Annotated in this window: 21 protein-coding genes, 2 pseudogenes and 1 riboswitch; of the genes and pseudogenes, 13 read left to right on the forward strand and 10 right to left on the reverse strand. The window is 65.1% G+C overall.

Going from position 1 to position 26,633, the window contains the following annotated elements:
• Nucleotides 1-76 precede the first annotated feature (76 nt).
• Nucleotides 77-415: a hypothetical protein gene (locus tag WKH79_RS12745; RefSeq protein ID WP_103025104.1), complete on the reverse strand. Its 339-nt coding sequence runs from the start codon at nucleotides 413-415 to the stop codon at nucleotides 77-79.
• Nucleotides 416-699: 284 nt separating this feature from the next.
• Between WKH79_RS12745 and WKH79_RS12750 the strand changes: the two genes are divergently transcribed.
• The 3 genes from WKH79_RS12750 (at nucleotide 700) to WKH79_RS12760 (ending at nucleotide 2,967) form a co-directional block, all read left to right on the forward strand.
• Entirely contained in the window at nucleotides 700-1,065 is a 366-nt protein-coding gene (locus tag WKH79_RS12750; RefSeq protein WP_341860127.1) for an MCE family protein, read from the forward strand.
• 5 nt (nucleotides 1,066-1,070) lie between these two features.
• Nucleotides 1,071-1,574, forward strand: a complete 504-nt coding sequence (locus WKH79_RS12755; protein WP_341859086.1) for a hypothetical protein — start codon at nucleotides 1,071-1,073, stop codon at nucleotides 1,572-1,574.
• Nucleotides 1,575-1,944: 370 nt separating this feature from the next.
• A complete protein-coding gene (locus WKH79_RS12760; RefSeq protein WP_050599595.1) occupies nucleotides 1,945-2,967 on the forward strand; it encodes a LacI family DNA-binding transcriptional regulator in 1,023 nt (340 codons plus the stop codon).
• Nucleotides 2,968-2,982: 15 nt separating this feature from the next.
• Here WKH79_RS12760 and WKH79_RS12765 read toward each other — a convergent pair whose 3' ends face one another.
• Both WKH79_RS12765 and WKH79_RS12770 read right to left on the reverse strand, forming a co-directional pair.
• A complete protein-coding gene (locus WKH79_RS12765; RefSeq protein ID WP_341859087.1) occupies nucleotides 2,983-4,560 on the reverse strand; it encodes a tryptophan halogenase family protein in 1,578 nt (525 codons plus the stop codon).
• Nucleotides 4,561-4,647: 87 nt separating this feature from the next.
• Nucleotides 4,648-7,650, reverse strand: coding sequence for a TonB-dependent receptor (locus WKH79_RS12770; RefSeq protein WP_341859088.1), 3,003 nt, complete (start codon nucleotides 7,648-7,650; stop codon nucleotides 4,648-4,650).
• 241 nt (nucleotides 7,651-7,891) lie between these two features.
• Here WKH79_RS12770 and WKH79_RS12775 point away from each other — a divergent pair, with 241 nt between their 5' ends.
• Nucleotides 7,892-10,432, forward strand: a complete 2,541-nt coding sequence (locus tag WKH79_RS12775; RefSeq protein WP_341859089.1) for a glycoside hydrolase family 3 N-terminal domain-containing protein — start codon at nucleotides 7,892-7,894, stop codon at nucleotides 10,430-10,432.
• Between the two features lie 9 nt (nucleotides 10,433-10,441).
• Here the strand turns inward: WKH79_RS12775 and WKH79_RS12780 are convergent, their stop codons facing one another.
• The gene (locus WKH79_RS12780; RefSeq protein ID WP_341859090.1) at nucleotides 10,442-11,638 is read right to left on the reverse strand and encodes an MFS transporter; all 1,197 of its coding nucleotides are present in this window, start codon (nucleotides 11,636-11,638) and stop codon (nucleotides 10,442-10,444) included.
• A 57-nt stretch (nucleotides 11,639-11,695) separates the two neighbouring features.
• A complete protein-coding gene (locus WKH79_RS12785) occupies nucleotides 11,696-12,913 on the reverse strand; it encodes a sugar MFS transporter (protein ID WP_228135205.1) in 1,218 nt (405 codons plus the stop codon).
• Nucleotides 12,914-13,254: 341 nt separating this feature from the next.
• Here WKH79_RS12785 and WKH79_RS12790 point away from each other — a divergent pair, with 341 nt between their 5' ends.
• Nucleotides 13,255-15,033: a DUF885 domain-containing protein gene (locus WKH79_RS12790; RefSeq protein ID WP_160766383.1), complete on the forward strand. Its 1,779-nt coding sequence runs from the start codon at nucleotides 13,255-13,257 to the stop codon at nucleotides 15,031-15,033.
• 10 nt (nucleotides 15,034-15,043) lie between these two features.
• Nucleotides 15,044-16,816, forward strand: a complete 1,773-nt coding sequence (locus WKH79_RS12795; protein WP_341859091.1) for a DUF885 domain-containing protein — start codon at nucleotides 15,044-15,046, stop codon at nucleotides 16,814-16,816.
• A 71-nt stretch (nucleotides 16,817-16,887) separates the two neighbouring features.
• Here WKH79_RS12795 and WKH79_RS12800 read toward each other — a convergent pair whose 3' ends face one another.
• Nucleotides 16,888-18,942, reverse strand: coding sequence for a S9 family peptidase (locus WKH79_RS12800; protein ID WP_341859092.1), 2,055 nt, complete (start codon nucleotides 18,940-18,942; stop codon nucleotides 16,888-16,890).
• A 125-nt stretch (nucleotides 18,943-19,067) separates the two neighbouring features.
• A riboswitch (TPP riboswitch) is annotated at nucleotides 19,068-19,173 on the forward strand.
• A 46-nt stretch (nucleotides 19,174-19,219) separates the two neighbouring features.
• Here WKH79_RS12800 and thiC point away from each other — a divergent pair.
• Nucleotides 19,220-21,100, forward strand: a complete 1,881-nt coding sequence (thiC, locus tag WKH79_RS12805; RefSeq protein WP_341859093.1) for a phosphomethylpyrimidine synthase ThiC — start codon at nucleotides 19,220-19,222, stop codon at nucleotides 21,098-21,100.
• Nucleotides 21,101-21,313: 213 nt separating this feature from the next.
• A pseudogene (locus tag WKH79_RS12810) lies at nucleotides 21,314-22,711 on the forward strand (DUF262 domain-containing protein); the annotation flags it as partial.
• Nucleotides 22,712-22,721: 10 nt separating this feature from the next.
• Here WKH79_RS12810 and WKH79_RS12815 read toward each other — a convergent pair.
• Nucleotides 22,722-22,911, reverse strand: a pseudogene (locus WKH79_RS12815) (DUF188 domain-containing protein); the annotation flags it as partial.
• Between the two features lie 30 nt (nucleotides 22,912-22,941).
• Here WKH79_RS12815 and WKH79_RS12820 point away from each other — a divergent pair.
• The 3 genes from WKH79_RS12820 to WKH79_RS12830 all read left to right on the forward strand — a co-directional run bounded on the left by WKH79_RS12820 (nucleotide 22,942) and on the right by WKH79_RS12830 (nucleotide 24,112).
• Nucleotides 22,942-23,169: an AbrB/MazE/SpoVT family DNA-binding domain-containing protein gene (locus WKH79_RS12820; RefSeq protein WP_341859094.1), complete on the forward strand. Its 228-nt coding sequence runs from the start codon at nucleotides 22,942-22,944 to the stop codon at nucleotides 23,167-23,169.
• Between the two features lie 91 nt (nucleotides 23,170-23,260).
• Entirely contained in the window at nucleotides 23,261-23,650 is a 390-nt protein-coding gene (locus WKH79_RS12825) for a type II toxin-antitoxin system death-on-curing family toxin (RefSeq protein ID WP_341859095.1), read from the forward strand.
• Nucleotides 23,651-23,959: 309 nt separating this feature from the next.
• The gene (locus tag WKH79_RS12830) at nucleotides 23,960-24,112 is read left to right on the forward strand and encodes a hypothetical protein (RefSeq protein ID WP_197458160.1); all 153 of its coding nucleotides are present in this window, start codon (nucleotides 23,960-23,962) and stop codon (nucleotides 24,110-24,112) included.
• A 73-nt stretch (nucleotides 24,113-24,185) separates the two neighbouring features.
• Here WKH79_RS12830 and WKH79_RS12835 read toward each other — a convergent pair whose 3' ends face one another.
• The 3 genes from WKH79_RS12835 to WKH79_RS12845 all read right to left on the reverse strand — a co-directional run bounded on the left by WKH79_RS12835 (nucleotide 24,186) and on the right by WKH79_RS12845 (nucleotide 25,507).
• Nucleotides 24,186-24,314: a hypothetical protein gene (locus WKH79_RS12835; RefSeq protein WP_255358288.1), complete on the reverse strand. Its 129-nt coding sequence runs from the start codon at nucleotides 24,312-24,314 to the stop codon at nucleotides 24,186-24,188.
• A gap of 93 nt (nucleotides 24,315-24,407) precedes the next feature.
• On the reverse strand, nucleotides 24,408-24,884 hold the full coding sequence (locus WKH79_RS12840) for a YaiI/YqxD family protein (RefSeq protein WP_341859096.1): 477 nt from the start codon (nucleotides 24,882-24,884) through the stop codon (nucleotides 24,408-24,410).
• A 56-nt stretch (nucleotides 24,885-24,940) separates the two neighbouring features.
• Nucleotides 24,941-25,507, reverse strand: coding sequence for a hypothetical protein (locus WKH79_RS12845; RefSeq protein WP_341859097.1), 567 nt, complete (start codon nucleotides 25,505-25,507; stop codon nucleotides 24,941-24,943).
• A 128-nt stretch (nucleotides 25,508-25,635) separates the two neighbouring features.
• Here WKH79_RS12845 and WKH79_RS12850 point away from each other — a divergent pair, with 128 nt between their 5' ends.
• Complete coding sequence (locus tag WKH79_RS12850) at nucleotides 25,636-25,971, forward strand: LysR family transcriptional regulator (protein WP_341859098.1); 336 nt, start codon at nucleotides 25,636-25,638, stop codon at nucleotides 25,969-25,971.
• A gap of 297 nt (nucleotides 25,972-26,268) precedes the next feature.
• Nucleotides 26,269-26,613, forward strand: coding sequence for an HPF/RaiA family ribosome-associated protein (locus WKH79_RS12855; protein WP_050599609.1), 345 nt, complete (start codon nucleotides 26,269-26,271; stop codon nucleotides 26,611-26,613).
• Nucleotides 26,614-26,633: the final 20 nt, after the last annotated feature.

Genomic DNA, 26,633 nt, shown 5'->3' on the forward strand with positions numbered 1-26,633 from the left:
TTATTTCGCTCCTCGCCATCGTTTGAGCCGCTGCGCGAGCGATATAGCGGCCAAAACAAAATGCGAAAGTCCTTTACTATTTTTCTCCGATCGATAGGAATGTCTCATGCCAGAAGATGAGGGCACTCTCGCACTCGACAATGTCATCACCCACGATGATCGAGCGATCTTCATGATGGACCAGATCAGCCGCGCCGCGCGCAAGGCATTCGATGACCGAGCACAGCCGCTGAGCCTCAATCGTACGCAGTGGCGTGTGTTGGCGCAGCTCATCAGAGCTCCTGCCCTGAACCAGACGGACATCGCCAGGAGACTTGAAATCACATCCTCCAGCAGCGGCCTGGAAGACATGACGCCTTCGCGCTTGAGTGACCGGACGCGGCTTGCGCAAGTCATAGCAATATTCGGTCGCCACGGGCGGGGCGGCATCACGCCCGTGTTGGGACTAGGCCGATCTCAAACCAAAACACATTCGACGCGCCCGGATGCCCCGCTCGTGGCGATTGCGCCAGGGGACGAACCTCGGTCATGTTCTATAGCGGACAACCGAATGGAGCATGCGGGACGCGAACTTTCATTGCACCGGCCCTCTGCCGGACGAACAAACCGCTGGCGGCGTGCTAGATGGAAACTAACGCAAACTTCTCCCTAGTGGCGTGGATCGTTGGCATTCTGATGCTTACGACCATCGCTTTCGCGATGTGGCTAATCGATCCCAGACCAAATCAGGAAACATATCAGATCAAGTTTGATCGCTCCGTGGAAGGCCTTCAGTCGGGATCGACTGTAACACTATCGGGAGTCCCTGTGGGACAGGTAACATCGGTCCGTCTGGCGGAAAATGAACCGGAAAACGTGGTCGTTGTTCTGACTCTCGATCCTTCTGCGGCGAAAGTCCACGGCCTTGAAGCGACAATCAGCACGGATCTGATAACTGGAGAGGCTGCGCTCGTGCTCGAGGGCCGACGGGGTCGTCAGGGCATTTACACCGACAAGTCAGGAAAAAGATCATTCCCGCCGCGGACGAAACCGGACTATTGGGGAGGGATGCGACCGCCACTGTAGAGACCGTGGCAAATAGCATTCGCGCTCTGAACGAAGGACTGGAGCCAGAAAAGCAACGGGTGATCACCTCCGATCTTGTCCGGCTTCGAGTCACGACGGCCGCACTCGCATCGGACGCCGAAGGTTGGGACGAACGATTGGCCTCAACAAAAGGAAGATTGTTAGACTTAGGGCAAAGGGTTGGTGGATGGGGAAATAATCTTCGAGATGCAGATCGGCGGATCTCAGGGCGGAGCGCTTCTGCTATCGCGCAACGACGCCTTCGCCAATTCAGGGAGGGGGTGCAGAACGCTGAAAACAAACTTTCCCAGATAAGGAGTGGCATTCCGGCGGTCGAAGATTCTTTGGTTGAAGGTGAAACGGACCTTCGCGAGCTTAGTCGCGAACTTGCTCCTCTCAGTGAAAAAATCGAAGATATTCAGGTTGAGGGAATTACATCAAATCCTCCCCTCCCAGACTATCGGCCAAAAAGAAGAGAAGCTGGAACGAATATCGATGATTTAAAGTAAACCGAACGGATGACTGCTTCCGGGCAGAGCGCGCAGCCCGTAGAATAGCGGAGATTGGAGCGCAAAGCGGATAACGACCTACTCCGCGGTCAAGTTTGAAATTGAAATTCCGAGTCCTAAAAAAGGCATCGAACCAATACATTAGAGGGATTTTGCGGGCCTTTTGCGGGCTTTTCAGCTTGACCGAAATATCTAAACATCAGAAATTAAACGGAAAAGAAGTTCGAATGTGATGCCTCTTCTGGCACCATCGGCTTGATCGCGGCAGGATGCCGGCGGTCGGTTGTTCTGACAGATCGATCCTGCGAACCGCTCACGCGTGCGCGCGCGCGTCGTTGACAACGACGGACAATCGCGCCACGCCTGAGCGATGCCGCGGGAAAAGAAGCGTTCGACGATCGTCGATGTCGCCAAGCTGGCGCAGGTTTCGCCCAAGAGCGTCTCGCGCGTGTTCAACAACGAACCGCACATCACCCCCGCGCTGCGCAAGAAGGTGCTGCGCGCTGCGGAGGAACTCAACTACCAGCCCAATGTGATGGCGCAGGGGCTGGTGCGCCAGCAATCCTATCTGATCGGGCTGGTCTATGAAAAACCGAGCCCGAGCTATGTCGTCGAATTGCAGCGCGGCGCGCTCGAGCGGCTGCATGGCGAACGCTACCGGCTGATCGTGCTGCCGGTGGAATCGGTCAGCGACCACCCGCGCGACGTGGTTGCCACGATCCGCTCGGCCGCGCTCGACGGGGTGATCCTCGCACCGCCCGCGGCGGACCATCCGGACGTGCTCGACGGGCTGGCGCAGGCGCGCATCCCCTTTGCCCGCATCACGCCGCAATCGCGCGAGGAACTGGGGCTGGCGACGACGATGGATGATATCGCCGCCGGCCGTGAAATCGCCGAACACGTGATCGGTTTCGGACACCGGCGCATTGCCATCATCAAGGGCGATCCCGACCACCCGGTGAGCGAACAGCGGCTGACCGCCTATCGTGCGGCCTTCGCCGATGCGGGCGTCGAGTACCTGCCCGAACTGGTCGAGACCGGCGATTTCAGCTTCGAGTCGGGTTACGAGGCGACGCGGCGGATCCTGTCGCGCAAGCTGCGCCCGACCGCGATCATCGCGCAGAACGACGACATGGCGGTGGGGGCGATGTCCGCCGCGCGCGAACTGGGCTTCGACGTCCCGGGCGATCTGAGCGTGGTCGGCTTCGACGATTCCGAAATTTCGCGCGTGGTCTGGCCGCGGCTGACCACGGTGCGCCAGCCGGTGGTCGAGATGGCGCACACGGCGGCTGACATGCTGCTGCGCCAGCTCGCCGGCGAGGATCCCGGCCCTACCGTGGTCCATACGCACAGCCTGGTCGAACGGCTGACCGTGGCGCCCCCGCCCGCCTGAGGGGGCCATCGGCCCCTAGCGCGTCGTCCAGCCGCCGCCGGTGCCGAATTGGGGGCGGCGTGTCTCAGCCGGGTCGAGCAAGCGGTCGATGATCGCGTCGTGCGTAGGCGCAGCGCTGCGGAACGCCTGCATTGCCCCGCGCAGCTGGTCGATCACCTTGCGCACCTCGCCGAAGGGCGCGGCCTCGGCGAGCGGATCGAGCGCCGCGGGGGTCAGCCCCATGCCGTGCATGACGTAGAACCAGCTGATGTCCGAAAACAGCTCGCGCTGGCGCGACATGATCCGTCCCGTGCGCGTGAAGAGCTCGATCTTTTCCGCCAGCGTATCGGGCAGGTCGAGGCCGCGCATATGGTCCCAGAAGGGTTCGCCCTCGCGCCGGTTGGGCACGTAATGCAGCAGCAGGAAGTCGCGGATATGCGCGTATTCGCGGTGCACGTCGCGATTGTAGGCCGCGATCAGCGCGGGATCGAAGCGGCGATCGGGAAACAGGTCGAGCAGCCGGTTCAGCCCGGTGTGGATCAGGTGGATGCTGGTCGATTCGAGCGGTTCGAGGAAACCGGCCGACAGCCCGATCGCGAGGCAGTTGCCGACCCAGGCGCGCTTGCGCAGCCCGGCGGTGAAGCGCAGCACGCGCGGATCGGCCTGCGCTTCGTCATCGAGCCCGGCGAGCAGCTGTGCCTGCGCATCGGCATCGGAAATGAAGTCGCTGGCATAGACCAGCCCGTTGCCGGTGCGGTGCTGCAGCGGGATGCGCCACTGCCACCCGGCCGAGCGGGCGGTGGCGACGGTGAAGGGCGCGCGCTGCTCCTGCGCGGCAGTGGGGGCGGCTACCGCGCTGTCGCAGGGCAGCCAGTGTTTCCAGTCCTCGAAACCCGCGCCCAGCGTCTCCTCGATCAGCAGGCCGCGGAAACCCGAACAGTCGATGTAGAAATCGGCTTCGAGGCTCTCACCATCGTCGAACTGCACCGCCGCGATCCTCTCGCCTTCGCCGCGCGTGGCGCCGACGATGCGGCGGTCGAGCCGCTCGACCCCGGCGGCCACGGCATGGTCGCGCAGGAAGGCGGCGACCAGCCCGGCGTCGAAATGCAGCGCATAGGCGACCGCGCCTCCGGGCCACTGCCCGTCGGGCGAGGGGAAGGCGAACTTGCCGTCCTCGGCCAGCGCGACCGAGGGGCACAGATCGGCAAGGGTCTCGCCATGCCCAGCCGCGCGGTTCATGCAGTAATAGTGATGGAAGGGGCGCTGGTTGATCGTTACCCCGAGATTGCCGAAGGGGTGCCAGTAGGCATGGCCATGGTGCAGCCAGTCGCGAAACTGGATGCCCAGCTTGAAGGTGGCTTGGCAGCGGCGGATGAATTCGACCTCGTCGGCGCCGATATTGCGCAGGAAATCGAAGATCGGCGGGATCGTGGCCTCGCCCACGCCCACCGTCGGGATGGCGGAGGATTCGACCAGCGTGATGCGGCATCCACTGCCGCGCAGCACCTGCGACAGCAGCGCCGCAGCCGACCAGCCCGCGGTCCCGCCGCCGACGATGCAGATCGAGCCGATCGCCTGCGCGTGGCCGTGGTCGGTTGGCATCGAAGCCGTCATGCCGGGTACCTTACCATCGAAAGCGGAAAAAACGATGGCGACCCCTGCGGGCAGGGGCCGCCACCAGTTTCCGGAGAGGACCGCTGATCAGAAGTTGAACTTCACCCCGGCGTAGAGCCGGCGCGAACCCGATTCGAAGCGGAAGGGCAGTTCGGGGAATTGCAGATAGACCTTGGTATCCGCCTTGGTGATGTTGATCGCTTCGGCGAAGACTTCGAAATTGTCAGTCAGTTGGTAGCTGATCTGTCCATCGAGCTGGCCGTAGGACTTCTGGTAAATGCCCAGCGTCCGCGTGACCGAGCCGTCGGAAAAGCCGAAATTGCCCAGATACTGTTTCGAACGCCAGCTGTAGGAGGCGCGCGCGGCGAACCCGTAGCGTTCGAAATAGACCTGCCCGTTGGCCGAGTGCTTGGACACGCCCGGCAGCGGGAGGTTGTCGGCAAAATCGGTGCTGAAATCGGTCTCGGTGTCCGAGAAAGTGTAGTTCGCGGTAAAGCCGAGACCGAAGTCGAAGGCATATTGCGCGGCGAGTTCGAACCCCTTCACGCGGCCGCCCGATCCGTTGGCCGGCTGCGACACCGGACCCAGCCGCCCGCCCGCCTGGTCGTTGACGAACACCGCCACCGTCTCGTTGACGACGAAGCTGTCGACTTCCTTCCAGAACAGCCCGGCTGATAACAGGCCCTGATTGCCGAAGTAGTGCTCGACCCCCAGGTCGAACTGGTAGGCGCGGAACGGATCGAGCTCGGCATTGCCGCGCGAACCGCTGGTGAACTTGAACAGATCGTCGGCGGGATCGCGGGTGAAGTCGGTTGCGAAGCCCTGTCCCAGCGACACCAGCGGCTGGCGGGCGACGACCCGCGCCGCGGCAAAGCGGACCTTGCTGTCGTCGCCGACGTCGAACACCGCGTTCGCGCTGGGCAGGAAGTCGGTGTAGCTGCGCATCACCGTGGTGGTGGTGAAATCGCGCAGCACGCCGTTCCAGCTGTCGGTGCCCCAATAGCTGGGATCGGCATTGGCGGGCTGGTTCTGGTCGACCGTCAGGTCGGTGTTGACGATGCGCAGGCCGACATTGACGTGGTAGGGATCGTCCAGCCCCCCGATATCGGCCATGACATAGCCCGACTTGACTTCTTCCTTGACCCGGTAGGTCTGCAGCGGGTCTTCGAAGAAGGTGAAGGGCGTGTCGGGATAGAGCGCCTGGATCCATTCGAGCGCATTGGTCATCTGCGAGCGGTCGGCCACCAGCACCGTATCGCCTTCGACCCGGCCGCCACCGGCGAAATTGGCGATCGCCTCCACCCGCTCGGGATTGCTCAGGAAGGTTTCGTAGGGCGTCAGCAGCGCGGGCGAATTGCCGAACCGGCTGCATCCGGCGAAGGCCGCCGGCTTGTTCACTTCGGGCAGGTCGCAGATCTTGTATCCGATCGCCCCGTCCTGGAAGTAGCTGTAGGGCGTCCAGTTGTAGGAGAAGCCGTCGACGCGTTCGGCCTCGGGGATCTGCGTGGCATCGAGTTCGCCCTTACCGCTGAGATCGGCGAGATAGCGGCCCGAGGTGAAGTCCACCGTGCGTTGGCCGTACCGGAAGCCCGCGCTCAACGTGATGGTGTCGGCATAGCTGTCGTCGACGTCATAGGCGAAATCCGCACGGATCGAATGGCCGTCGATGTCCGACCGGTCACCAAATGCCCAGTGCGACTTGAAGAAGCCGAAGTCGGGATTGTTGAACAGGTCCTGCGGGCTGCCTGCGCCGATGCCGAAGCTGGGAAAGTCGCCATTGGTGTAGGTGAAGTCGAAGGTCGGCGGCGCCGAGGCGTTCGGGGTGAAGCCGGGCTGCGGCCCCGAAGTGCCCGGCCCACGCACGCCATAGGCAGTGTAGCGCACGTCGTTGTTGGCCACTTCGCGTTCCATGCTCGAAGTCGCATAGGCAGCCATGACCGAGGCGCGGAAATTGGTATCGTTGTCCCATTCGAGCGCGAATTGCAGATTGTCCGACTTGATGTTGGACACGTCGACGAAGGAGATCGCCTCGGCCGACTGCGCCCGCACCGTGCCCTGGGTCAGCACGCCGTTCTCGTTGATCGAGTAATCCCCGACCAGGCCCTGCGATTCGCCCTGTCCGAAGGGGAATTTGACCGAAGCTTCGCGGGTGTCGATCTCAAGGTCGGAATGGAAATACTGGGCGCTGACTTCGAGCGCGTCGGTCGGCCGGTAGGTGATGCCCAGCGAAGCGCCCCAGCGCCGCCGGTACTGGTCGCGGTCGGTGACATAGCGATATTCGGGCGCGTAGTAATTGGTCGGCACGGTCGCGGTGTCGCGGCGCCCTTCGGCGAACGCCCAGTTGCCGCGGTTGTCGCCGCCCAGCACGTTGACGTGGTTGTTGGTCTTTTCGTAGCTGAAGGATGCGATGACCCCCAGCCGGTCGTTGAAATTGTAGCCCAGCACGGCGGCGCCGGCGGGTTCCCAGCCCGAGATTTCGCTGCCCTTGCTCATTTTCGCGTTGCCCGCCAGCGTCAGGCCCTGCTTCAGGTCGAGCGGGTTGCGCGTCTTGAGATTGACGATCCCGCCCAGGCCGCCCGACAGCAGCGAGGCATTGGGCGACTTGAACACTTCGATCCCGCCGATCAGTTCGGACGGCACGCCTTCGAGGCTGTCGTTGCGATTGTAATTGCCTTCGCCGACCTTGTAGACTTCGAGCCCGCTGACGAAGAGCTCGCCGTTGAGCAGCGTGACGTTCTGTTCGAGCCCGCGAATGCGGACCTTCGAACCCTGGCCGTTCTCGCGGTCGATCTGGATGCCGGGCAGGCGCTGGAGCGATTCCGCCACGTTCTGGTCGGGAAACTTGCCGATGTCCTCGGCGGTGACCGATTCAATGATCAGGTTCGATTCGCGCTTGGCCTCGAGCGCGTCTTCGAGCGAGGCCCGGAAGCCGGTGACGACGATGACGTTCCCGCCCGGATCGGAGGCCTGCTGGCCGGTGTCGGTAGCGTCCTGCGCCTGCGCGAAAGCCGGCGCCGCATGCGACCCCAGCGCCAATATCGATGCGGCGGCCAGCAACGTCGACCGGTTACGCAAAATCCCGCTGTCCATTTCAGTATCCCTCCCAAGCCGCATCTTGTGTGCGGACCTCTCAACAGTGCGTTGACCCGCCATGCGACCCGACTCGGGGTGCTGGCGATCATCCGCGACTTTACTGGTTGCATATTTTTGTCAACGTTGTCAAACAAAGCCCACAACAAGCTGCCGGAGCGGGTTTTTCGCAGGGCGCACTGTCAACCTTGTCAGCGCCTTTTGGACCAGCCTCGGGCGGCCGCCGCATGGGATGGGGTTTATGCTTTCGAAGACGATACTTCTGGCAGCCGGATCGGCCGCGCTTGCACTCTCCGCGCAAGCGGCGGATCCCGCTGCCGCATCCGTGGCGGAGGACATCCCGGCGGCAAGGGTCCATCCTGAACGCTGGCCCGAAGTGGCGTTCCCCACGGTGCTGACCGAAGCGGGCGAGGCGCGCGTCCAGGCGATCCTCGCGCGGATGACGCTCGAACAGAAGGTCGGGCAGATCATCCAGGCCGACATCGCCAGCGTGACGCCCGAAGACGTGCGCCGCTACCGGCTCGGCTCGGTGCTCAACGGCGGCAATTCGGGCCCCGGGGGCGACGATCTGGCCCCGGCGCAGGACTGGCTCGCGCTTGCCGATGCCTTTTACGAGGCCTCGATGGATGTCGGTCCCGGCGAACCGGCCATCCCGATCGTGTGGGGCACCGATGCGGTGCACGGCCACAGCAATATCGTGGGGGCGACGATCTTCCCGCACAATGTCGGACTGGGCGCCGCGCGCGATCCCGAACTGATCGAGCGGATCGGGAAGGTCACTGCAGTCGAGATCCGGGTGACCGGGCAGGAATGGACCTTCGCCCCCACCGTCGCCGTGCCGCAGGACTATCGCTGGGGCCGCGCCTATGAAGGCTATTCCTCCGATCCCGCGCTCGTCGCCGCCTATGTCGGCAGCATGATCCGCGGTCTGCAGGGGCCGCCCTCGACCACGCCGATCCTCGCCGGGCCGCATGTCGCGGCGAGCACCAAGCATTACCTCGCCGACGGTGCGACCACCGATGGCAAGGACCAGGGCGATGCGGCGATCTCCGAGCTCGAGCTGCGGCTGGTTCACGGCGCGCCCTATATCCCCGCGATCGAGAGCGGCGTCGCCACGATCATGACCAGCTTTTCGAGCTGGAACGGCGTCAAGCTGTCGGCGCATCGCGGGCTGGTGACCGATGTGCTCAAGGGCCGGATGAATTACGGTGGTCTGGTGATCACCGACTGGAACGCGCATGGCCAGGTCGCCGGGTGCAGCAACGCCAGCTGCCCGCGGGCGGTCGATGCGGGGATCGACATGTTCATGGCGCCCGACAGCTGGCGCATGCTCTATGACAGCACGCTGGCGCAGGTGCGCGACGGCACGATCGCAATGGAACGGCTCGACGATGCGGTGGCACGCGTGCTGCGGCTGAAGCAACGGCTTGGCCTGTTCGACATGGGCAAGCCCTCGCAGCGCGCGCTGTCGGGCGAATACGAATTGCTCGGCGCGCCCGATCACCGCGCGGTCGCGCGCGAGGCGGTGCGCAAATCGATGGTGCTGCTCAAGAACACCGGCGTGTTGCCGCTGCAGCCGGGCGGGCGGATCCTCGTCGCGGGCGATGCGGCGCACGACATCGCGCGCCAGTCGGGCGGGTGGACGCTGAGCTGGCAGGGCACCGGGCTCGACAACAGCCTGTTCCCCGGCGCGACATCGCTATGGGAAGGGATCGAGCAGGCGGCCACCGCCAGCGGCGGCAGCGCCGAACTCTCGCCCGAGGGCAGCTTCACCGAGCGCCCCGATGCCGCGATCGTCGTGTTCGGCGAAACCCCCTATGCCGAATTCCAGGGCGATATCGCCTCGCTGCAATTGCGCCCCGAACTGCGCCGGCCGATCGCCACCATGCAGCGGCTGAAGCAGCAGGGGATCCCGGTGGTGGCAGTGATGATCACCGGCCGCCCGCTCTATGTCAACGAAGCGCTCAATGCGGCGGATGCCTTCGTCGCCGCGTGGCTGCCGGGGTCCGAGGGCGGCGGCGTGGCCGACATGCTGTTTGCCGCAGCGGATGGCGCGCCGGCGCATGAATTCCAGGGCCTGCTGCCGACCGCCTGGCCCGCCACTGCGCAGCACGGGGGGGAGACGCTGTTTCCCTTCGGCTACGGGCTGCGATATGCCCACGGTCCGCGCGCGTGGACCGCGCTGCCCGAAGACAGCGGCGTGAGCGATGATGGCAGCGACGGCGGCGTGTTCTTCGACCGCGGCGTACCCGCCTCGTCATGGTCGCTGACCGTGTCGCGCGCCGATGGCACCAATGCGCTGCGCGTGACCACCGTCCCCGCCGAGGCGCTCGGCGGCCGCGTGCGCATCGCGGCCACCGATCACGGCGTGCAGGAAGGCGCGCGCAGCTTTGCCATCGCTGCGCATGCGCAAGGCGCGGCGATCGAACTGTCGACCTTCGACCCGATCGACCTGAGCCGCGAAACCAATGGCGACATGCTGCTGCTGGCCACGGTGCGGCGCGATGCGCCCATCGCGCGCCCGCTGTCCATGTCCGTCCGCTGCGATGGGGAGCCGTGCGGCGCGGCGGTGCCGATCGCCGAATTCGGCGAACTGGCCGAAGGCGAGTGGCAGATCCTCGGCGTTCCGCTCAAATGTTTCCGCGCCGCGGGTGCCGACATGACGCGGATTTCGTCCCCGTTCCGCCTGATGGCCGATGGCGACGCGGGGCTGAGCATCGCGCGGGTTGCGCTGGGCAGCCTGTCCGACGCCGATGCAATCGCCGATTGCCCGGCCGAGTAGGCCGGCTGCTCAGCCTGCGGGAACCGGGCTCTCGCGGACGGCGAGGATCGCCAGTCCGCCCGCAGCGGTGAGCGCGGCGAAGGCGACCAGCACGGCGGTGAAATCACCGGGAGTAGCGAGCTGCCAGACGAGCAGCGTGCCGATCATCGCGGGCAGAGTGTTGGCAAGGTTGACCAGGCCGAGGTCGCGCCCGCGCCGGTCGGGTCGCGGCAGCAATTGCATCGCGAAGGTCGTGTTGAGGCTGAGGAACACCGCGGTCCCTGCCGAGAACAGGCAGAAGGCCGCCGCGCCCTGCCACGCGTTCACGGCCCCCGCCATCCCGGCAAGTCCGGCCGCGCCCACCAGCGCTGCGACGCACTGGAACGGACGGCGCCTGCCCAGCCGGTCGGACCAGCGCCCTGCCAGCAGCGCGGCGGGCAGCGGGATCAGATAGGACAGCATCAGCACGCTGCCGACCCAGGCGGCAGTGCCGCGTCCGCCGGGCCGCAGGGTCTGGAAATAATACAGCAGGTACAGCCCCAGCGTCGCGCAGGCGAGCTGGACCAGCAGCCGCGCGAGCGAGGCGATCACGATATCGCGCTTATCCCGGCGCTGCGCGGCGGGCGGTGCGGGATCCCCGGTGCGGGCGCGCATCGCCAGCAGCGGCAGTGCCAGCGCGGCCGCGGTCAGCGGCACCAGCACGAAGCGCGCGCTCTCCGGCAGGCCCGACGCGGCCAGCAGCAGGACCGAGAACCCCGCGGCGACCGGATTGCCCAGCGCCAGCAAGCCGCCGGCCAGCCCCTTGCGCGCGGCGGGGACTTCCTCGGCGATGATCGCGAACAGCGGCGCGAGCACTGCGTTGATCGCCGCCTGCGCCAGCGCCACCGCGGCCACCAGCTCGACCGGATTGCGCGCCAGCACCAGCGCGGGATAGGATGCCGCGAGCGCAATTAGGCCCGCCACCACCCACGGGCGGCGCCCGCCGCCGCGGGCCACCGACAGATCGCTCAGCCAGCCGAACAGGATATTGCTCACGCTCGCCGTCACGCCGCCGACCAGCACCGCTGCGGTGAGCAGGTCGATCTTGGCGAGATGCGCCAGCGCCTCGACCCGCATCGGCAGCAGCAGCGTGACCAGCGGCAGATAGGCGACCACGCCGCCTGCATGCGCAAGGCCGACCGCCAGCAGCAGCGGCGTCGTGTGCGGGCGGGGCGCGGCGCGGTCCATCGGGTAGCAGCCTTGCCCCGCGCCGGGGCGCAAGGCAATCGGCCGGGCGCGGACGGTTCAGTCGCTCGCGGGGCGCCGCGCGTAGATGCCGAACACCGCGATCACCGCATAGCAGGCGGCGGGCAGCGCCAGCGACAGCGCGAGGCTGCCGCTGAGATCGGCCAGCGCGCCAGTGGCCAGCGGGATCACCGCGCCGCCGAAGATCGCCACATTGATGATCCCCGATCCATCCGCCGCGCGGCTGCCCAGCCGTTCGCAGGCGAGCGAAAAGATCGTCGGGAACATGATCGAGTTCATCAGCCCGATCGCCAGCAGGCTGTATGCAGCCAGCGTACCGCTGCTGTTGGTCGACAGCGCGATCAGCGCGATCGCGCCGACCGCCACTGCGGCGAGGATCTTGCCCGGGCTCACCAGCCGCAGCAGCGCCGAACCGATGAAGCGCCCGATCATCGCGCCGCCCCAGTAGAGGCTGACCATCCAGCCGATCACGCTTTCGGGGCGGCCGAGCACGTCGTCGAGCGTGAGGTAGTTGATGACGATCGAACCGATCGCGACCTCGGCGCCGACATAGAGGAAAATGCACAGCGCGCCGAAGCCGAAGCGGGGCCGGGCCAGCAGGTCGAAACCCACGAGCCCGCTCGAGGCCTCGTGCTTTTCGCCCTGCAACCGGTTGCGGAACAGCCAGACCGCGCCCGCGACCACGGTGATCGCCGCCGCGAGGCCGAGATAGGTCTTCACGATCATCGCCGATTCCGCAGTGCGATAGGCGGCCAGCGCGGCGCCTTCGAAATCCTCCGCCGAGACATCCGCCAGCGTGCCCAGGATCAGCCCCGCGCCGACCAGCGGGAAGACGAAGGTGCCGAAGGAATTGAACGCCTGCGCGAAAGTCAGCCGGCTGTGCGCGGTCTCCTGCGGGCCCAGCAGGCTGATCAGCGGATTGGCCACCACCTGCACGATCACCACCCCGCTGGCGAGAATGAACAAGGCCAGCAGGAACAGCGGATAGGTCGCCGTGGTGCTGGCAGGGATGAACAGCAGGCAGCCGGCGGTCATCGTCATCAGCCCGGCCACCGCGCCGCGCATGTAGCCGATCCGCTTGACCAGTTTCGCCCCCGGGATGCCGATGACGAGATAGGCGGCGAAAAAGCAGAACTGCACCAGCATTGCTTGCGTATAATTGAGCGTGAACAGTTCCTTCAGCTTGGGGATCAGCACGTCGTTGAGACTGGTGATCCCGCCGAAGATGAAGAACAGCGCGAAGACGAAGGGGGGCAGGCTGGGGGCGTGGACATGGCCTTCGCCTTCGGCCGGTGCCGGATCGCTCGACGAGATTTCCGTCGCCGCGTCTGCCGCGGGGGTCGTTGCCGTTACCACTTGTCGTTCTCCCCAATCGGCCCGGCCACCATCGCATGCGGCGGGCTTCCCCGGTGCGGAGTAGGTCGAACGCTGCATTATGTCAACGTTGTCAGGAGCTTTCGCGCGGCTCTTTCGCCGCGCTGCCTCGCGTATCCGCCCTGCCATTCGCGGGGGTGGGAGAACGCTTGGTCGATGGGGCTTTGCGGCGGGTCGCCGCACGGCTAGCGTCGCCGCACGATCCCTGGGGAGAATTCCACGTCATGACCACCACTTTCACGCGCGTCGCATCGGCGATCGCCATTGCCTGCGCCACGCTTTCCGCACCCGCCGCGCTGGCGCAGGAACCCGCGGCCGAAGCAAGCGATGCGGCAGCCGCTGCCGCGCTGCACGCGCTGTTCGAACGCAGCGAAGCCGCCATGCTCGACCGCAATCCGGTGACCGCCTTCTTCCGCGGTGATTTCTCCGATGCCGACAGGATGGGCGATTATTCACCCGCCAGCTATGCCGCGGACCGCGCGGCGGCGCAGGCCAATCTGGCCGAACTGGCGACGATCGACCGCGCCGCGCTGGGGGAAACCGACCGCATCGCCTACGACGTGTTCGAATACACGCAGCAGCGCACGCTGGCGCAGACCGCGCCCGACGTGCTGCCCACCGTGCTCGCGCTGCCGATCGACCATTTCCGCGGGCTGCATGTCTTCTACCCGCGCTTTTCCGCGCCTGGCGCGCTGATGCCCTATGATACGGTGCAGGATTACGAGAACAATTTCAGCCGCCACCGCGCGATGGCGGAGATCATCGACCAGGCGATCGCGCGCTTCCGTACCGGCGCGGCGCAGGGCATCACGCTGCCGCGCATGTCGGTCGAATTGATGATCGAACAGCTCGACCTGCAAACCGGCGCGCCGATCGAGCAGAGCCCCTATTGGGCGCCGGTCGCCAATTTCCCCGACAGCATCGACGAAGCCGAGCGCGCGCGGCTGACGCAGCAGCACCGCGAAGTGCTGACCGGCACGCTGATGCCAGCGCTGCAGAAGCTGCGCGATTACCTGGCGAGCGAATATCTCGCACAGTCGCGCACCAGCATCGCCGCGACCGACAATCCCGGCGGCGAGGCCTATTACGCCTACCGCATCGAGGACAACACGACACTGCCGTTGACCGCGCAGCAGATCCACGACACCGGACTGGCCGAGGTTGCGCGGATCAACGCCGCGATCGACGCCGCCGAAGCGGAAGCCGGTGGCCGCACCGGCGCCACCTACACCAGCAAGGCCGACCTGCAGGCCGCGTGGTACGAAGTGGCCGAGCAGGTCGATCCGCTGATGGACGAGGTGTTCCTGCGCCAGCCCGAAACCGAACTGCGGATCGAGCCGTACGAACCCTACCGCGAGAAATTCAGCCTCGCCGCCAGCTACATGGCGGGCAAGGCCGACGGGTCGCGTCCGGGCACCTTCTACTTCAGCGGCTACAATGTCGCCGAACGCGAGCTGGGCACCTCGATCTCGCTCTACATGCACGAAGGCAATCCGGGGCATCACTTCCAGTCGATGTTCGCGATCGAGAACGAGGACCTGCCCGAATTCATGCGCTACGGCGGGTTCACTGCCTTCAGCGAAGGCTGGGGTCTTTATGCCGAGAGCCTCGGCTACGAACTCGGTCTCTATGACGATCCGGTCGAACGGCTGAAAGCGCTCGAGGGCGGTGAAATGCTGCGCGCGGTGCGGCTGGTGGTCGACACCGGCATGCATGCGCTGGGCTGGTCCAGAGAGCAGGCGATCGAATATATGGTCGCCAATGGCGCAGCGCGCGATTTCGCGGAAAGCGAGAGCGCGCGGTATATCGTGATGCCCGCGCAGGCGCTGGCCTACAAGACCGGCGAATTGAAGATCAAGCAGCTGCGCGCGCGCGCCGAGGCCGCGCTGGGCGAGGATTTCGACGTCCGCGCCTTCCACGAACAGGTGCTCAACACGGGCGATATCCCGCTGCCGGTGCTCGAAGCCAAGATCGACGCCTGGGTCGCGGGCGGGGGGCAGTAAGGGCATGGCCATGAAACACAGGGTCCTGCAGGTCGCCTCGGCGCTGGCTATGGCCGGCGCCGCGCTGGCGGCCCCTGCAGCGCAGGCCTGCGACCGGGTCGCGGCCGCGCAGAGCGACAGCCAGCGTCTGCGCGCGCTGATGGCCGAAAGCGACGCCGCCTTCCTCGACCGCAACCCGCGCGCGGCGTTCTATCGCGGCGACTTTTCCGATGCGGGCAGCCTCGGCGACTTCTCGCCCGCGGCCTATGAGACCGAACGCGCGGCGGCGATGTGCGACATCGCCGCGCTCGCGACGATCGACCGCGCGGCGCTCACCGCGAGCGAGCGGATCGCCTACGATACCTTCCGCTATTCGCAGGAACGCACGCTGGCCGCGACCGAGCCCGAGGTGCTCAAGACCATCCTCGCGCTGCCGATCGACCACTTCCAGGGTATCCAGGGCTCCTATCCGGGCCTGTCGGCACCCGATGGCGTGATGCCGTTCGCGGCGGTTGAAGACTATGACGACAATGTCGCACGGCACGGTGCCTATGCGCAGATGGTCGACGATGTCATCGCGCGCTTCGACATGGGGCTGGAGCAGGGCATCACCCTGCCGCGGCTGACGGTGGAGCTGATGATCGAGCAGCTCGACACGCAGCTGGGCGCGCCGGAGGGCAGCAATCCCTATTACGCACCGCTGCGCCAGCTGCCCGAAAACTTCACCGAAGCGCAGAAGGGGCAGGCGCGCGCCGCGTTGATATCGGCGGTCGAAGGCACGCTCTACCCGGCCATGCGCAAGCTGCGCGCCTATCTGGCGGACAGCTATCTGCCGCAGGCGCGCTCCACCATCGGGGCCACCGAAACCCCGGGCGGCGAGGCCTATTACGTCTATCGCATCGCGGAAATGACCACGCTGCCGCTGACCGCGGAAGAGGTGCACCGGCTGGGCCTGTCCGAGGTCGCGCGCATCAACGAGGCGCGCCAGCAGGCGATCGCCGAGCGCGGCGACCGCCGCCCGCCGGTCTACAAGACCAAGGAATCGTTGCAGGAAGCATGGTACGAAGTCGGCCGGAAGGTCGATGCCGCGATCGGCCCGCTGTTCCTGCGCCAGCCCGAAACCGAGCTGCGGATCGAGCCTTACGAGCCCTATCGTGAGCAGTTCTTCCTCGCCGCGTCCTACCAGCCGGGCAAGGCCGACGGCTCGCGCCCCGGCACCTTCTATTTCAGCGGCTGGAACGCGGCCGAGCGCGAACTGAGCCCGTCCATCCGGCTCTACATGCACGAAGGCAATCCCGGCCATCACTTCCAGGTGATGTTCGCGGTCGAGGACGAAAGCCTGCCCGATCTGCTGCGGCACGGCTGGTTCACTGCCTATGGCGAGGGCTGGGCGCTCTATGCCGAAAGCCTCGGCTACGAACTCGGCCTGTATGACGATCCGGTCGATCGGTTGCAGGCGCTCGAGGATGGCGAATTGAAGCGCGCGGTGCGGCTGGTGGTCGATACCGGCATCCATGCGCTCGGCTGGACCCGCGAACAGGCGGTCGAATACATGGTTGAGAACGGCAATCCGCGCGATTATTCGGAAAACGAGGTCGCGCGCTATATCGCGATGCCGGGACAGGCGCTGGGCTACAAGATCGGCGAATTGAAGATCAAGGAATTGCGCGCGCGCGCCGAAACCGCGCTGGGCGAGGATTTCGACATCCGCCATTTCCACGAACAGGTGCTCGACAGCGGCAATATCCCGCTCACCGTGCTCGAAGCCAAGATCGACGACTGGATCGCCGCCGGCGGCAAGTAGCCCGGCGCAGAAAAGCAGGGGCCGCGCGGTGGCATGCCGCGCGGCCCCTTTTTCATGCCCGTTCGGGGCGCTCAGTCGTCGCTGGAAACCCCGGTGGTGCCTGCCGGAAGCACGGGGCGCTCGGCCGGCAGGGGCGCATCGCGGTCACCCGTCTTCAGATAGGTGTCGAACCAGCGCATCATGCGCAAATTGTAATCGTAGCGCGCGGCGGCCTTCTGGTTGCCGTGGCCTTCGCCGGGATAGAACACTAGCCGCACGGGCACGTCGGGCTTGCGGATCTTCATCGCGCGGTACAGCTCGAGGCTCTGGCCCGGGTCGACGCGCGTGTCTTCCTCGCCATGCATGATCAGCAGCGGGGTGCTGGCCTTGTCGACATGGAAGATCGGCGAGACTTCGAGCATCGCCATCCAGTCGTCCCACGGCCACTTGCCGCTGTGCACATTGTACATCTCGTAAGGGATGTCGCCCGTGCCGAATTTGCTGATCTGGTTGGAAATGCCGACGAACATCACGCCCGCGGCGAATTCCTCGCTCCAGCGGGTGGAGGACCATGCCGTGGCATAGCCGCCATAGGAGCCGCCGGTCACGCCGGTGCGGTCGGCATCGGCAATCCCTTCGGCGACCAGCGCGCGCTTGGCATCGACCAGGTCGGTAAACTCGGGATCGGTGTAATTGCCCGTGTGCTGCTTGGAAAACGCGGTGCCATAGCCGGTCGAGCCGCGATAGTTGGGCAGGAACACGGCATAGCCCTGGCCCGCGGCGACATGGCCCGGCTTGGAATAGGCGGTCTGCCAGCCATTGCTGTCATGCGCCTCGGGCCCGCCATGGACGTTGAGGATCAGCGGGGCACCGCCGGCCGGTACGCCGCCGACCGGTTCGATCAGCACGCCTTCGACTTCCTGCCCGTCGCGTGCGGTATAGCGGAAGGTGCGCTGCTCGCCGAAGTCGATTTCCGACAGCCAGGGATTGTGCTGCGTCCAGCGGGTGAAGCTGTCGCCATCGAGGCGGAACAGTTCGGTCGGGTGCTGCGGCGCGCTGGCCTCGACCGCGATCACCGAACCGGCGGTTTCGACATTGCTGATGATCAGCGCGCCGGGATCGATCTCGCGCTCAAGCGAACCGTCGGAATTGTGGATGCGCAGCACGCTCTGCGCGCCGACATGGACCGCAGCGACCAGGCGCCCGTCGTCCATGTATTCGACATCGACCACGGCTTCGGGCGCGCCGGCATTGTGCGGGGTGACCACGCCGCTGGCGACGTCGACGAAGTGGATCGTGGTCGCAGCCGGATCGTTCATGTCGACCGCGGCGATCAGCGCCAGCCGGCTTGCATCGGGCGATATCTCGACATCGTCGATCTTGCCCGGAGTCTCGATCACCATGCGGACGGTGCCGCTTTCCATGTCGAGGATATTGACCTTCTTGTTGACGTATTCATCGTCGATCAGCGTCGTCGGCGCGGTTTCGATCACGCCGGTGCGCGCGTCATCCGCGATCTGGAACGAGGTGACATAGCCGGGCAGCGAGACTTCCTGCGGCTCGGCGTCGGGCTCCATCCCGATCCGCGCGCGGAACAGGCGGTTGAACTGCGGCTCTTCCTCGTAGACCACCGAATTGAAACCGGCCTTGCTTTGCGCCGTGCGATCCTTGTCTTCCTCGGCAGCGACCAGCAGGTGCATGTGGCTGCCATCGGGCGACCAGGCATAGGAGCGCACGGCCGCGCCTTCGACATGCGCCAGCTTGCGCTGCGCGCCGCCATCGACGGGAATGCCCCAGACCGCCTTCTTGTCGTCGCCGTCGGCCCACATGAAGCTGACCATGCGGCCATCGGGCGAAAACTGGATGCCCGAGACATTCATGTCGGCGGGCAGGAATTCGCGGGCATTGCCCGGGCCATAGGCCATCGACAGCTGCTGCGTGGTGGTGCCGTTCTCCTCGCCCGCGGTCACGTCGGGCAGCCGCGCGGTCGTATAGGCGACGCGCGCACCGTCGGGCGATACGGCGATGGTGCCGACGCTTTCGATCTTGGCGACGTCTTCAGGGGTCATCGGCCGGGCCTGCGCCTGCGCGGTAAGCGAGGCGGTGGCCAGCAGGGCGGCGGCAGTAAGCGGCGCGCGAAGGGTCATGTAATCGTGTCCTCTCAACGGAATGATGCGCCCGCTATAGCGCTGCGGGCGCATCGGGCAAAGTGCGGGTGCGCCCCAATTTGCCGCCGCCGGGCTGGACCCCGCCGCGCGGAACGGGTAGACGCGGTGCATCCCCGGGGAGCCATGAGGCTGAGAGGGCGGTTGAAGTCCGCCGACCCGTCGAACCTGAACCGACTAGCATCGGCGGAGGGAGTGGACCGGGCTGCATTATGGCTGGGCCCGAAGTCCGCGCTCCGCTTTCGAGGAGAGACTTCGCATGGCCGACATCAACAGCAAATTCGACATCGGGGTGACCACCGGCCCGATCCGCGGCAGCCGCAAGGTCCAGATCGGCGCGAAAAGCGGCAGCGGCGTGCGCGTCGCCATGCGCGAGATCGACCTCGAGGGCGGCGAGCCCAGCGTACGCGTCTACGACACCTCCGGCCCCTATACCGACCCCGATGCCACGATCGACATCCGCGCCGGCCTCGAACAGAAACGCCGCGAATGGATCATGGCGCGCGGCGATGTCGAGGAATACACCGCGCGCGAGGTGAAGCCCGAGGATAACGGCCAACTCGGCCCCGACCGGTCGGGCGGCGTCCCCGCCTTCCCCAATGTCGCGAAAAAGGTGCTGCGCGCCAAGCCCGGTATGAACGTCAGCCAGATGCACTATGCCCGCCGCGGCATCATCACCCCCGAGATGGAATATGTCGCCGAGCGCGAGAATTTGGGCCGCGAACAGGTGCGCCGCGAGCTCGACGGCAATTCATGGGGCGCCGAGATCCCCGAATATGTCACGCCCGAATTCGTCCGCGACGAGATCGCCCGCGGCCGCGCGATCATCCCCAACAACATCAACCACCCCGAAACCGAACCCATGGCGATCGGGCGCAACTTCCTCGTCAAGATCAACGCCAATATCGGCAATTCCGCCGTCGCCAGTGACGTCGCGGCGGAAGTCGACAAGATGGTCTGGTCGATCCGCTGGGGCGCCGACACGGTGATGGACCTCTCCACCGGCCGCAACATCCACGACACGCGCGAATGGATCATCCGCAACAGCCCCGTCCCCATCGGCACCGTGCCGATCTACCAGGCGCTCGAAAAGGTCGGCGGCATTGCCGAAGACCTCACCTGGGAAGTGTTCCGCGACACGCTGATCGAACAGGCCGAACAGGGCGTCGACTATTTCACCATCCACGCGGGCGTGCGCCTGCCCTATGTCCCGATGACCGCCAAGCGCGTCACCGGCATCGTGTCGCGTGGCGGCTCGATCATGGCGAAATGGTGCCTCGCGCATCACAAGGAGAGCTTCCTCTACGAACGCTTCGACGAGATCACCGAGATCATGAAGGCCTATGACATCGCCTACAGCCTCGGCGACGGCCTGCGCCCCGGCAGCATCGCCGACGCGAACGACGAAGCCCAGTTCGCCGAGCTCTACACGCTGGGCGAACTGACCAAGCGCGCCTGGGAACAGGACGTGCAGGTGATGATCGAGGGCCCCGGCCACGTGCCGATGCACAAGATCAAGGAGAACATGGACAAGCAGCTCGAGGCCTGCGGCGAAGCGCCCTTCTACACATTGGGCCCGCTCGTCACCGATATCGCGCCCGGCTATGACCACATCACCAGCGGCATCGGCGCCGCGCAGATCGGCTGGTACGGCACCGCCATGCTCTGCTACGTCACGCCCAAGGAACACCTCGGCCTGCCCGACCGCGACGATGTGAAGGTGGGCGTGGTGACCTACAAGCTCGCCGCGCACGCCGCCGATCTCGCCAAGGGCCACCCCGCCGCCAAGGTCCGCGACGACGCGCTCTCCAAGGCGCGCTTCGACTTCCGCTGGCGCGACCAGTTCAACCTCAGCCTCGATCCCGACACCGCCGAGCAGTACCACGACCAGACGCTCCCCGCCGAAGGCGCCAAGACCGCGCATTTCTGCTCGATGTGCGGGCCGAAGTTCTGCAGCATGAAGATCACGCAGGAAGTGCGCGAATTCGCCGCCAAGCAGAACTCGGACAGCTACCTCGCGAGCGAGAACATCAAGCGCGAGACTTCAGCTGAAGAGGCCGAAGAAGCGGAGAAGGGCATGGAGCAGATGAGCGAGGTGTACCGCGAGAAGGGCGAGAAGTTGTATTTGCCGGAGGGGTGAAGTTGCCTTCCGGCTTCTTCGCCTCCATATCCCAGAAGTAACGCTCAACACTTCGCCTCAAGCTTTTTGGCATGAGGCCCGTATTAAATCGGGTCAATCTATATGGAAATGGAAGCTCGCGATCACCCCATCGATAAGCTCTATAAGCGCCGCGACCGCTTCGAAATTCCCGATTATCAGCGCGAAGAAGTATGAAGTACTGCGCAGAAGCAACTTCTGATCGATTCAATTCTCAATGGCTGGAAGTTGCCGAAGCTATACCTTCTGAAGACTGGTGCGAACACTTACGATGTTGTTGATGGTCAGCAACGCTTGGCTACCATCTTTGAATTTATGTCCGGAAAACTTGAGCTTTCGAGCGAGACATCCCATAATTTCGGAGGCGCTAAAACCTACAAAGAACTTGAGGATGATGTGTCGGACGGCTTTGATGATTTCAGGGTTGAATTCGACGAAATCGTAGATGCGTCAGATGATGAAATCAGGGAATTTTTTAAGAGACTTCAGGCTGGACTGACGCTTAATGGGCCAGAGCGCCTTAATGCGGTTCCAGGCAATCTGACCGAGTACGTTCGAATGCTTTCCGATCATCCCTTCTTCGCTGAGACGGTCCCATTCAAGAACCGACGCTATTCACACTTTGATGTAGCCGCCAAATTTGCGGCTATTGAGGTGGAGGGGTTGGATGTTGGACAAAGAATTGGAGACCTCGAAGAACTTTTCCTCTCGCAGAAATCTTTTTCGAAGACCTCACAAACTGCGAAGCAGCTTAAGTCGGCAATGGACTTCTTGAGCAAGTCACTCGGTAAAGACTACGCCGGTCTGAGGCTTCGGTCTGTCACGCAATCGGTCCTCACCCTTGTGGCAGCATTGCAGCGGTCAGGGATGCAAGCGACTCAGACCAAGGAGTTTAAGCAGTTTTTAGATAGGTTTACTCACGAGTGGAGCAAACAAGTCGATCTTGGGTTGGCTGCAACCGATCCAGATTATTTGGCCTTCCAACGCACGGTAAACGCCAACGTGAAAACTGGGCCTAGGACACGGCACGAAATCCTTCTTAGGAAGCTCTTTCAATACAATCCCAAAATTCTTACGAGCCTTCCTTCGGTACTGCTAGCTGACGCAGCGGTTGAGAAGGCAATCGAAGACGTGGCGCAAGATATGCGAGAAGTTATCAACGACATAAATGAAATTTACAGTTCAACACATGGGAAGGACTTATTCAAATCTACAAATAAAACAGTGGCTGCTCAAAGCACGATGGGGCAACCTATCGCAACCGTAGATGAATACGGTAAGTTGATCGAATCACTGTATTTTCTGTTTTGGGAACGGCCTGGCAATAAGATTGCCGACAAACCGAACAGCTTTGTGATTGTGAATACGTTGAGGACTGAACTTCAGCACGATGTTGACCACGGCAAAGAGAAGGATGTCGCGAAAAAGAAGAAAAGGGCTGGAAAAGCCTTCTCTGAACTTTCTGGAACGACATCGCCTAAGACCGCTAGCGGAGAGGCATTGCAGGTCGCTCAGCTAAAGCTCCTTTCGGACATTCGAAACGATCTAATAGATCTGGTCGACACGGTCGTGGCAGAGGCTGAATCAGACTAACAGCTCGCGGTTAGGCGCGCCTAACCCGCCCCATCCTCACCAGCACCCGGTCGAGCGCCTGCAGGAAGTTCGAGCGGTCCGCCTTGCTGAACGGCGGCGGGCCTCCGTCCATCCCGGCGCGCAGGTCTTTCATGATCGCGCCGGTGACCGAAAGGCGTGAAGGGGGCGCTGCCGATACTGGCGGCGTCGAAGTTCTTGCCGCACCGCGCACTCGATGTTATAACGCCCGTATGAACAAGCCGCTCAAGATCACCAAGATCGGCAATTCCGCCGGGATCGTCTTGCCCAAGGACGTGCTGGCACGCCTGCGGGTGGGGCCGGGGGACAAGCTTTATCTGTCCGAAGCACCCGACGGGGTGCGGTTGTCGGCGGTCGATCCGGATTTTGCCGCCAAGATGGAAGCGGCCGAGGCGATCATGCGCGAGGATCGCGATATCCTGCGCGAACTGGCCAAGTGACCCGAGCTCGTCATCCCCGCGCAAGCGGGGATCTCACCCGGTCGCGCGGGACGTTGGGGACCGGCTTTCGCCGGGATGAGGGATCGATCGCATGACCGGCCGCACCGAACCCGAATGGCTTTCCCTCGACATTGCGCTCGCGGTGCATGACCGGCAGCTTGCCGAACATGGCGGGCCGACCGGGGTGCGCGACCAAGGTATGCTCGAAAGCGCGCTGGCAAGGCCGCTCAACCAGTGGACTTACGGCGAAGACGATCTGTGCGCGCTCGCCGCTGCCTATGCCTATGGCATCGCGCGCAACCATCCCTTTACCGATGGCAACAAGCGCACTGCATGGGTGTTCGCGCGCCTGTTCCTGATGCTGAACGGGCAGGCGCTCTCGTTTACACCGAGAATGGCTATCGACGTCGTGCTGGCACTCGCCGCGGGAGAGCTGAGCGAGGACGAACTGGCCGACTGGTTCCGCCAACACCTCGGCTGAGACCTTTCCTACTCCGCGCAAACCTGTCTTGCTGCGGGCCATGCGCGCGCTCCGTCCCCTCGCGAAACCCCTCCATCGGCCCCCCGCGCGCGCTCCGGGACTTTTTTCGCAATGGACCGTGGTCCATGCGGTCCATGTGATGGGACTGGCAGGGGGCAAATCCTCCACATGTCCTACACGCCGCCTGGCCGCGTGCGCGCTTCACCGGCACGCGGGCCAGCGCCTGCCGCCAATCCGCAATTCCGGGGTCAGTGCACTGGGCCTCACACCCCCTAGCCACCGGTCCCCAACACGCCCATATGCGCGGGTATGGCCGATCTCTATCTCAAGAACCTCGAATCCGAACGCCGCCAGCTGTGGGCGACCTGCCGTCTCAAAGGGCTGGCCAAGGGCACGCCCGAGCGGCAGCGGATTGTCGCGATCGACGAGGCGATTGCCGCGCACAAGGCGAAGAAGGCCTAGCGCGCGCCGCTTTGCGGCGGCGCCGCGGCGGACCGGCGGGGGACAGGCTGCGCCCGCCGCCCGCTCGCATCCGCTAGCTGTTCTTCATGTTCTCCAGGCCCCTGATCGCGCCGGGCTTTTGCGACGGCTGCGAGGCGTTGGTCTTGACCTTTTCCTTCTTGGGCTTGCGGGCTTCGCGGTTCGATTTCTGTCCCTTGGACATGCGTGGTTCCAATCGGGGCGGAATGCCCCGGCCATGCTCCTACGCCTGCGCGCCGGACAAAGCGCGTTTATTCGCTTAGGTGGCCGCGGCGCGCTAGCGGCGCAGCTCAACCATCACCCGGTCGAGCGCCTGGAGGAAGTTGGAACGGTCGGCCTTGCTGAAGGGCGGGGGGCCGCCACCCACGCCGTCCATCCCGGCGCGCAGGTCTTCCATGATCGCGCGGGTGGCCACGGCGCTGCCGATGCTGGCGGCGTCGAAGGCGCGCCCATCGTGCTTGAGCACGCGCGCGCCCGCTTTCAGGCAGCGTTCGGCGAGCAGGATGTCGGCGGTGATGACCACGCTGCGGGCGTCCGCATGCTCCGCGATCCAGTCGTCGGCGGCATCGAACCCGTCGGACACGACCACGCGCTTGACCCGCGCGCTCACTGGCACGCGGAAGGGGCTGTTGCTGACCACGCGCACCTCGGCGCCGAAGCGTTCGGCGACGCGGTAGATCTCCTCCTTCACCGGGCAGGCGTCGGCGTCGACCAGGATCGTGACGGGGGCGGCTGTGGGGCTGGGGCTGGGCATCGCGCCTGCCTAGCCATCAGAGCGTGCGTGAACCAGCCCCGCGATCGGCGGACGGATCAATAGGCCCAGCGCTCGGTGAGCATCTCCGCCTTGCCATCCGCAAGCTTCACCTCGGCGGCGGGTTCGCCCGGCTGGCCTTCGCGGAACAACTCGTAGATCACCGCGCCGTCCTCCTGCACGCTTTCGATCACGCGCACGGGAGCGAACATGTCGGGCGCGGCCTCGGCCGCTGCGCGCGCGGGCGCGGGCACATCGGCCCAGGCAAGATCGCGCTGGATCTCGACCACGCGGAACACGCCGTCCTCGACCAGCATGTCGAGTTCGACCTCGCTGCCATCGGCGCGCGTGCCCTCGACATCGTAGAACACCATGCCGTCGCGCTCCTTGCGCTCGGCCCCGGCGAAGTTCATGCCCGGCACTGCCTCGAGCGCGGCGGCGCGGGCGCCCTCGGGGATATCGCCCGCGGCCAGTTCGGTAATCACCGCTTCAGGCCCATCGGCGAGGATCGCGCTGTCGCTGCCCGCGGCCTCGCCGGCCTCATCGGCGGGCGCGGGCGAACAGGCGGCAAGGCTGGCGGCGAAGGCCAGCGCGGCGGAAGTCTGACACCAAAGAGCGATACGCATGATCCTGTCCCCAAACAGCGCCTCAAACGGGCTATGACACCGGTTTACCTTTCGCGCGGCCGATTGGCAATTGCCCGCGCCCACGCGCCGCTTTCCTACAGCGGCGCGGCTGTGGCCTAATGCGGCGCATGCAGCAGCCTCCACCCCCGCAATCGCCCCGCAACGCTTTCGCGCGCCCCGACAACAGCCGCTGGACCGGCGACAAGGCGGCCGAGTTCATCAAGGTGCTGGCGGGCTGCGGGATGGTCGCCCGCGCGGCGCGCAGCGTCGGGATGAGCCGACAGGCGGCCTACCGGCTGCGCGCGCGGGCGCCGCAATTCGCTTTCCTGTGGGACGAGGCGGTCAAAGTCGCGGCTGCGCGCAAGGCCGCCGCGCGGCGCGGGCGTGGGCCGGTGCATCCGCTGCTCTCGCGTGCGCCCTATCCGCCCGAAGACAGGCGTGACGGACCGGGGCGCGGCGGGTGAGGCGCGCGGTCCGGCAGGGTGACGCTGCCGGCGCTCAGGGTGACACCGGCGCGGAGGGGGGTGACACTTGCGGCGGGCAGGGTGACGGTCCGCGCCGCAGGGTCACGCTGCGGCGCGCCATGGTTACGGATCGGTCGTTTTTGCGCTGGAGCGTGGTCCACCCGGTCCATGTCGCCGCGCAGGCCGGGCCGTATCGCGCGTGCGGCGGGGCCCTGCCGGTGGCTGCGCAATTCGCTGGACAAGCGCGCGCGGCACCCCATCTCGGAAGGAGAGAACCACACCAAGAGGAGCATGCCAATGCAGGTCCAGTTCAACTCCGACAGCAGCGTGATGGGCACCGAGAACGTCGCCGAACGCATCGAGGCCGCCGTGCGCGAAAAGCTGGCGCGGTTCGAGGAGCGGCTGACGCGGATCGAGATCCACGTGCGCGACGACAACGGTGCCAAGGGCGGGGCGGACGACAAGGCCTGCACGATCGAGGCGCGCCCGCGCGGCGGCCGGGCGATCGGCGTGACCGAGCATGCTGCCAAGGTCGACGATGCCGCGCGCAAGGCGGCGAACACGCTGGCTCAGCGGCTCGAACGGCATTTCGGCAAGGAAGCGCGGCACAGCCATGATCCGCGTCCCGACAAGGTGATGTGATGACCGCGCGCCGCCGCGGT

This window comes from Qipengyuania sp. GPGPB31, assembly GCF_038396345.1.
Lineage (GTDB): Bacteria > Pseudomonadota > Alphaproteobacteria > Sphingomonadales > Sphingomonadaceae > Qipengyuania > Qipengyuania citrea.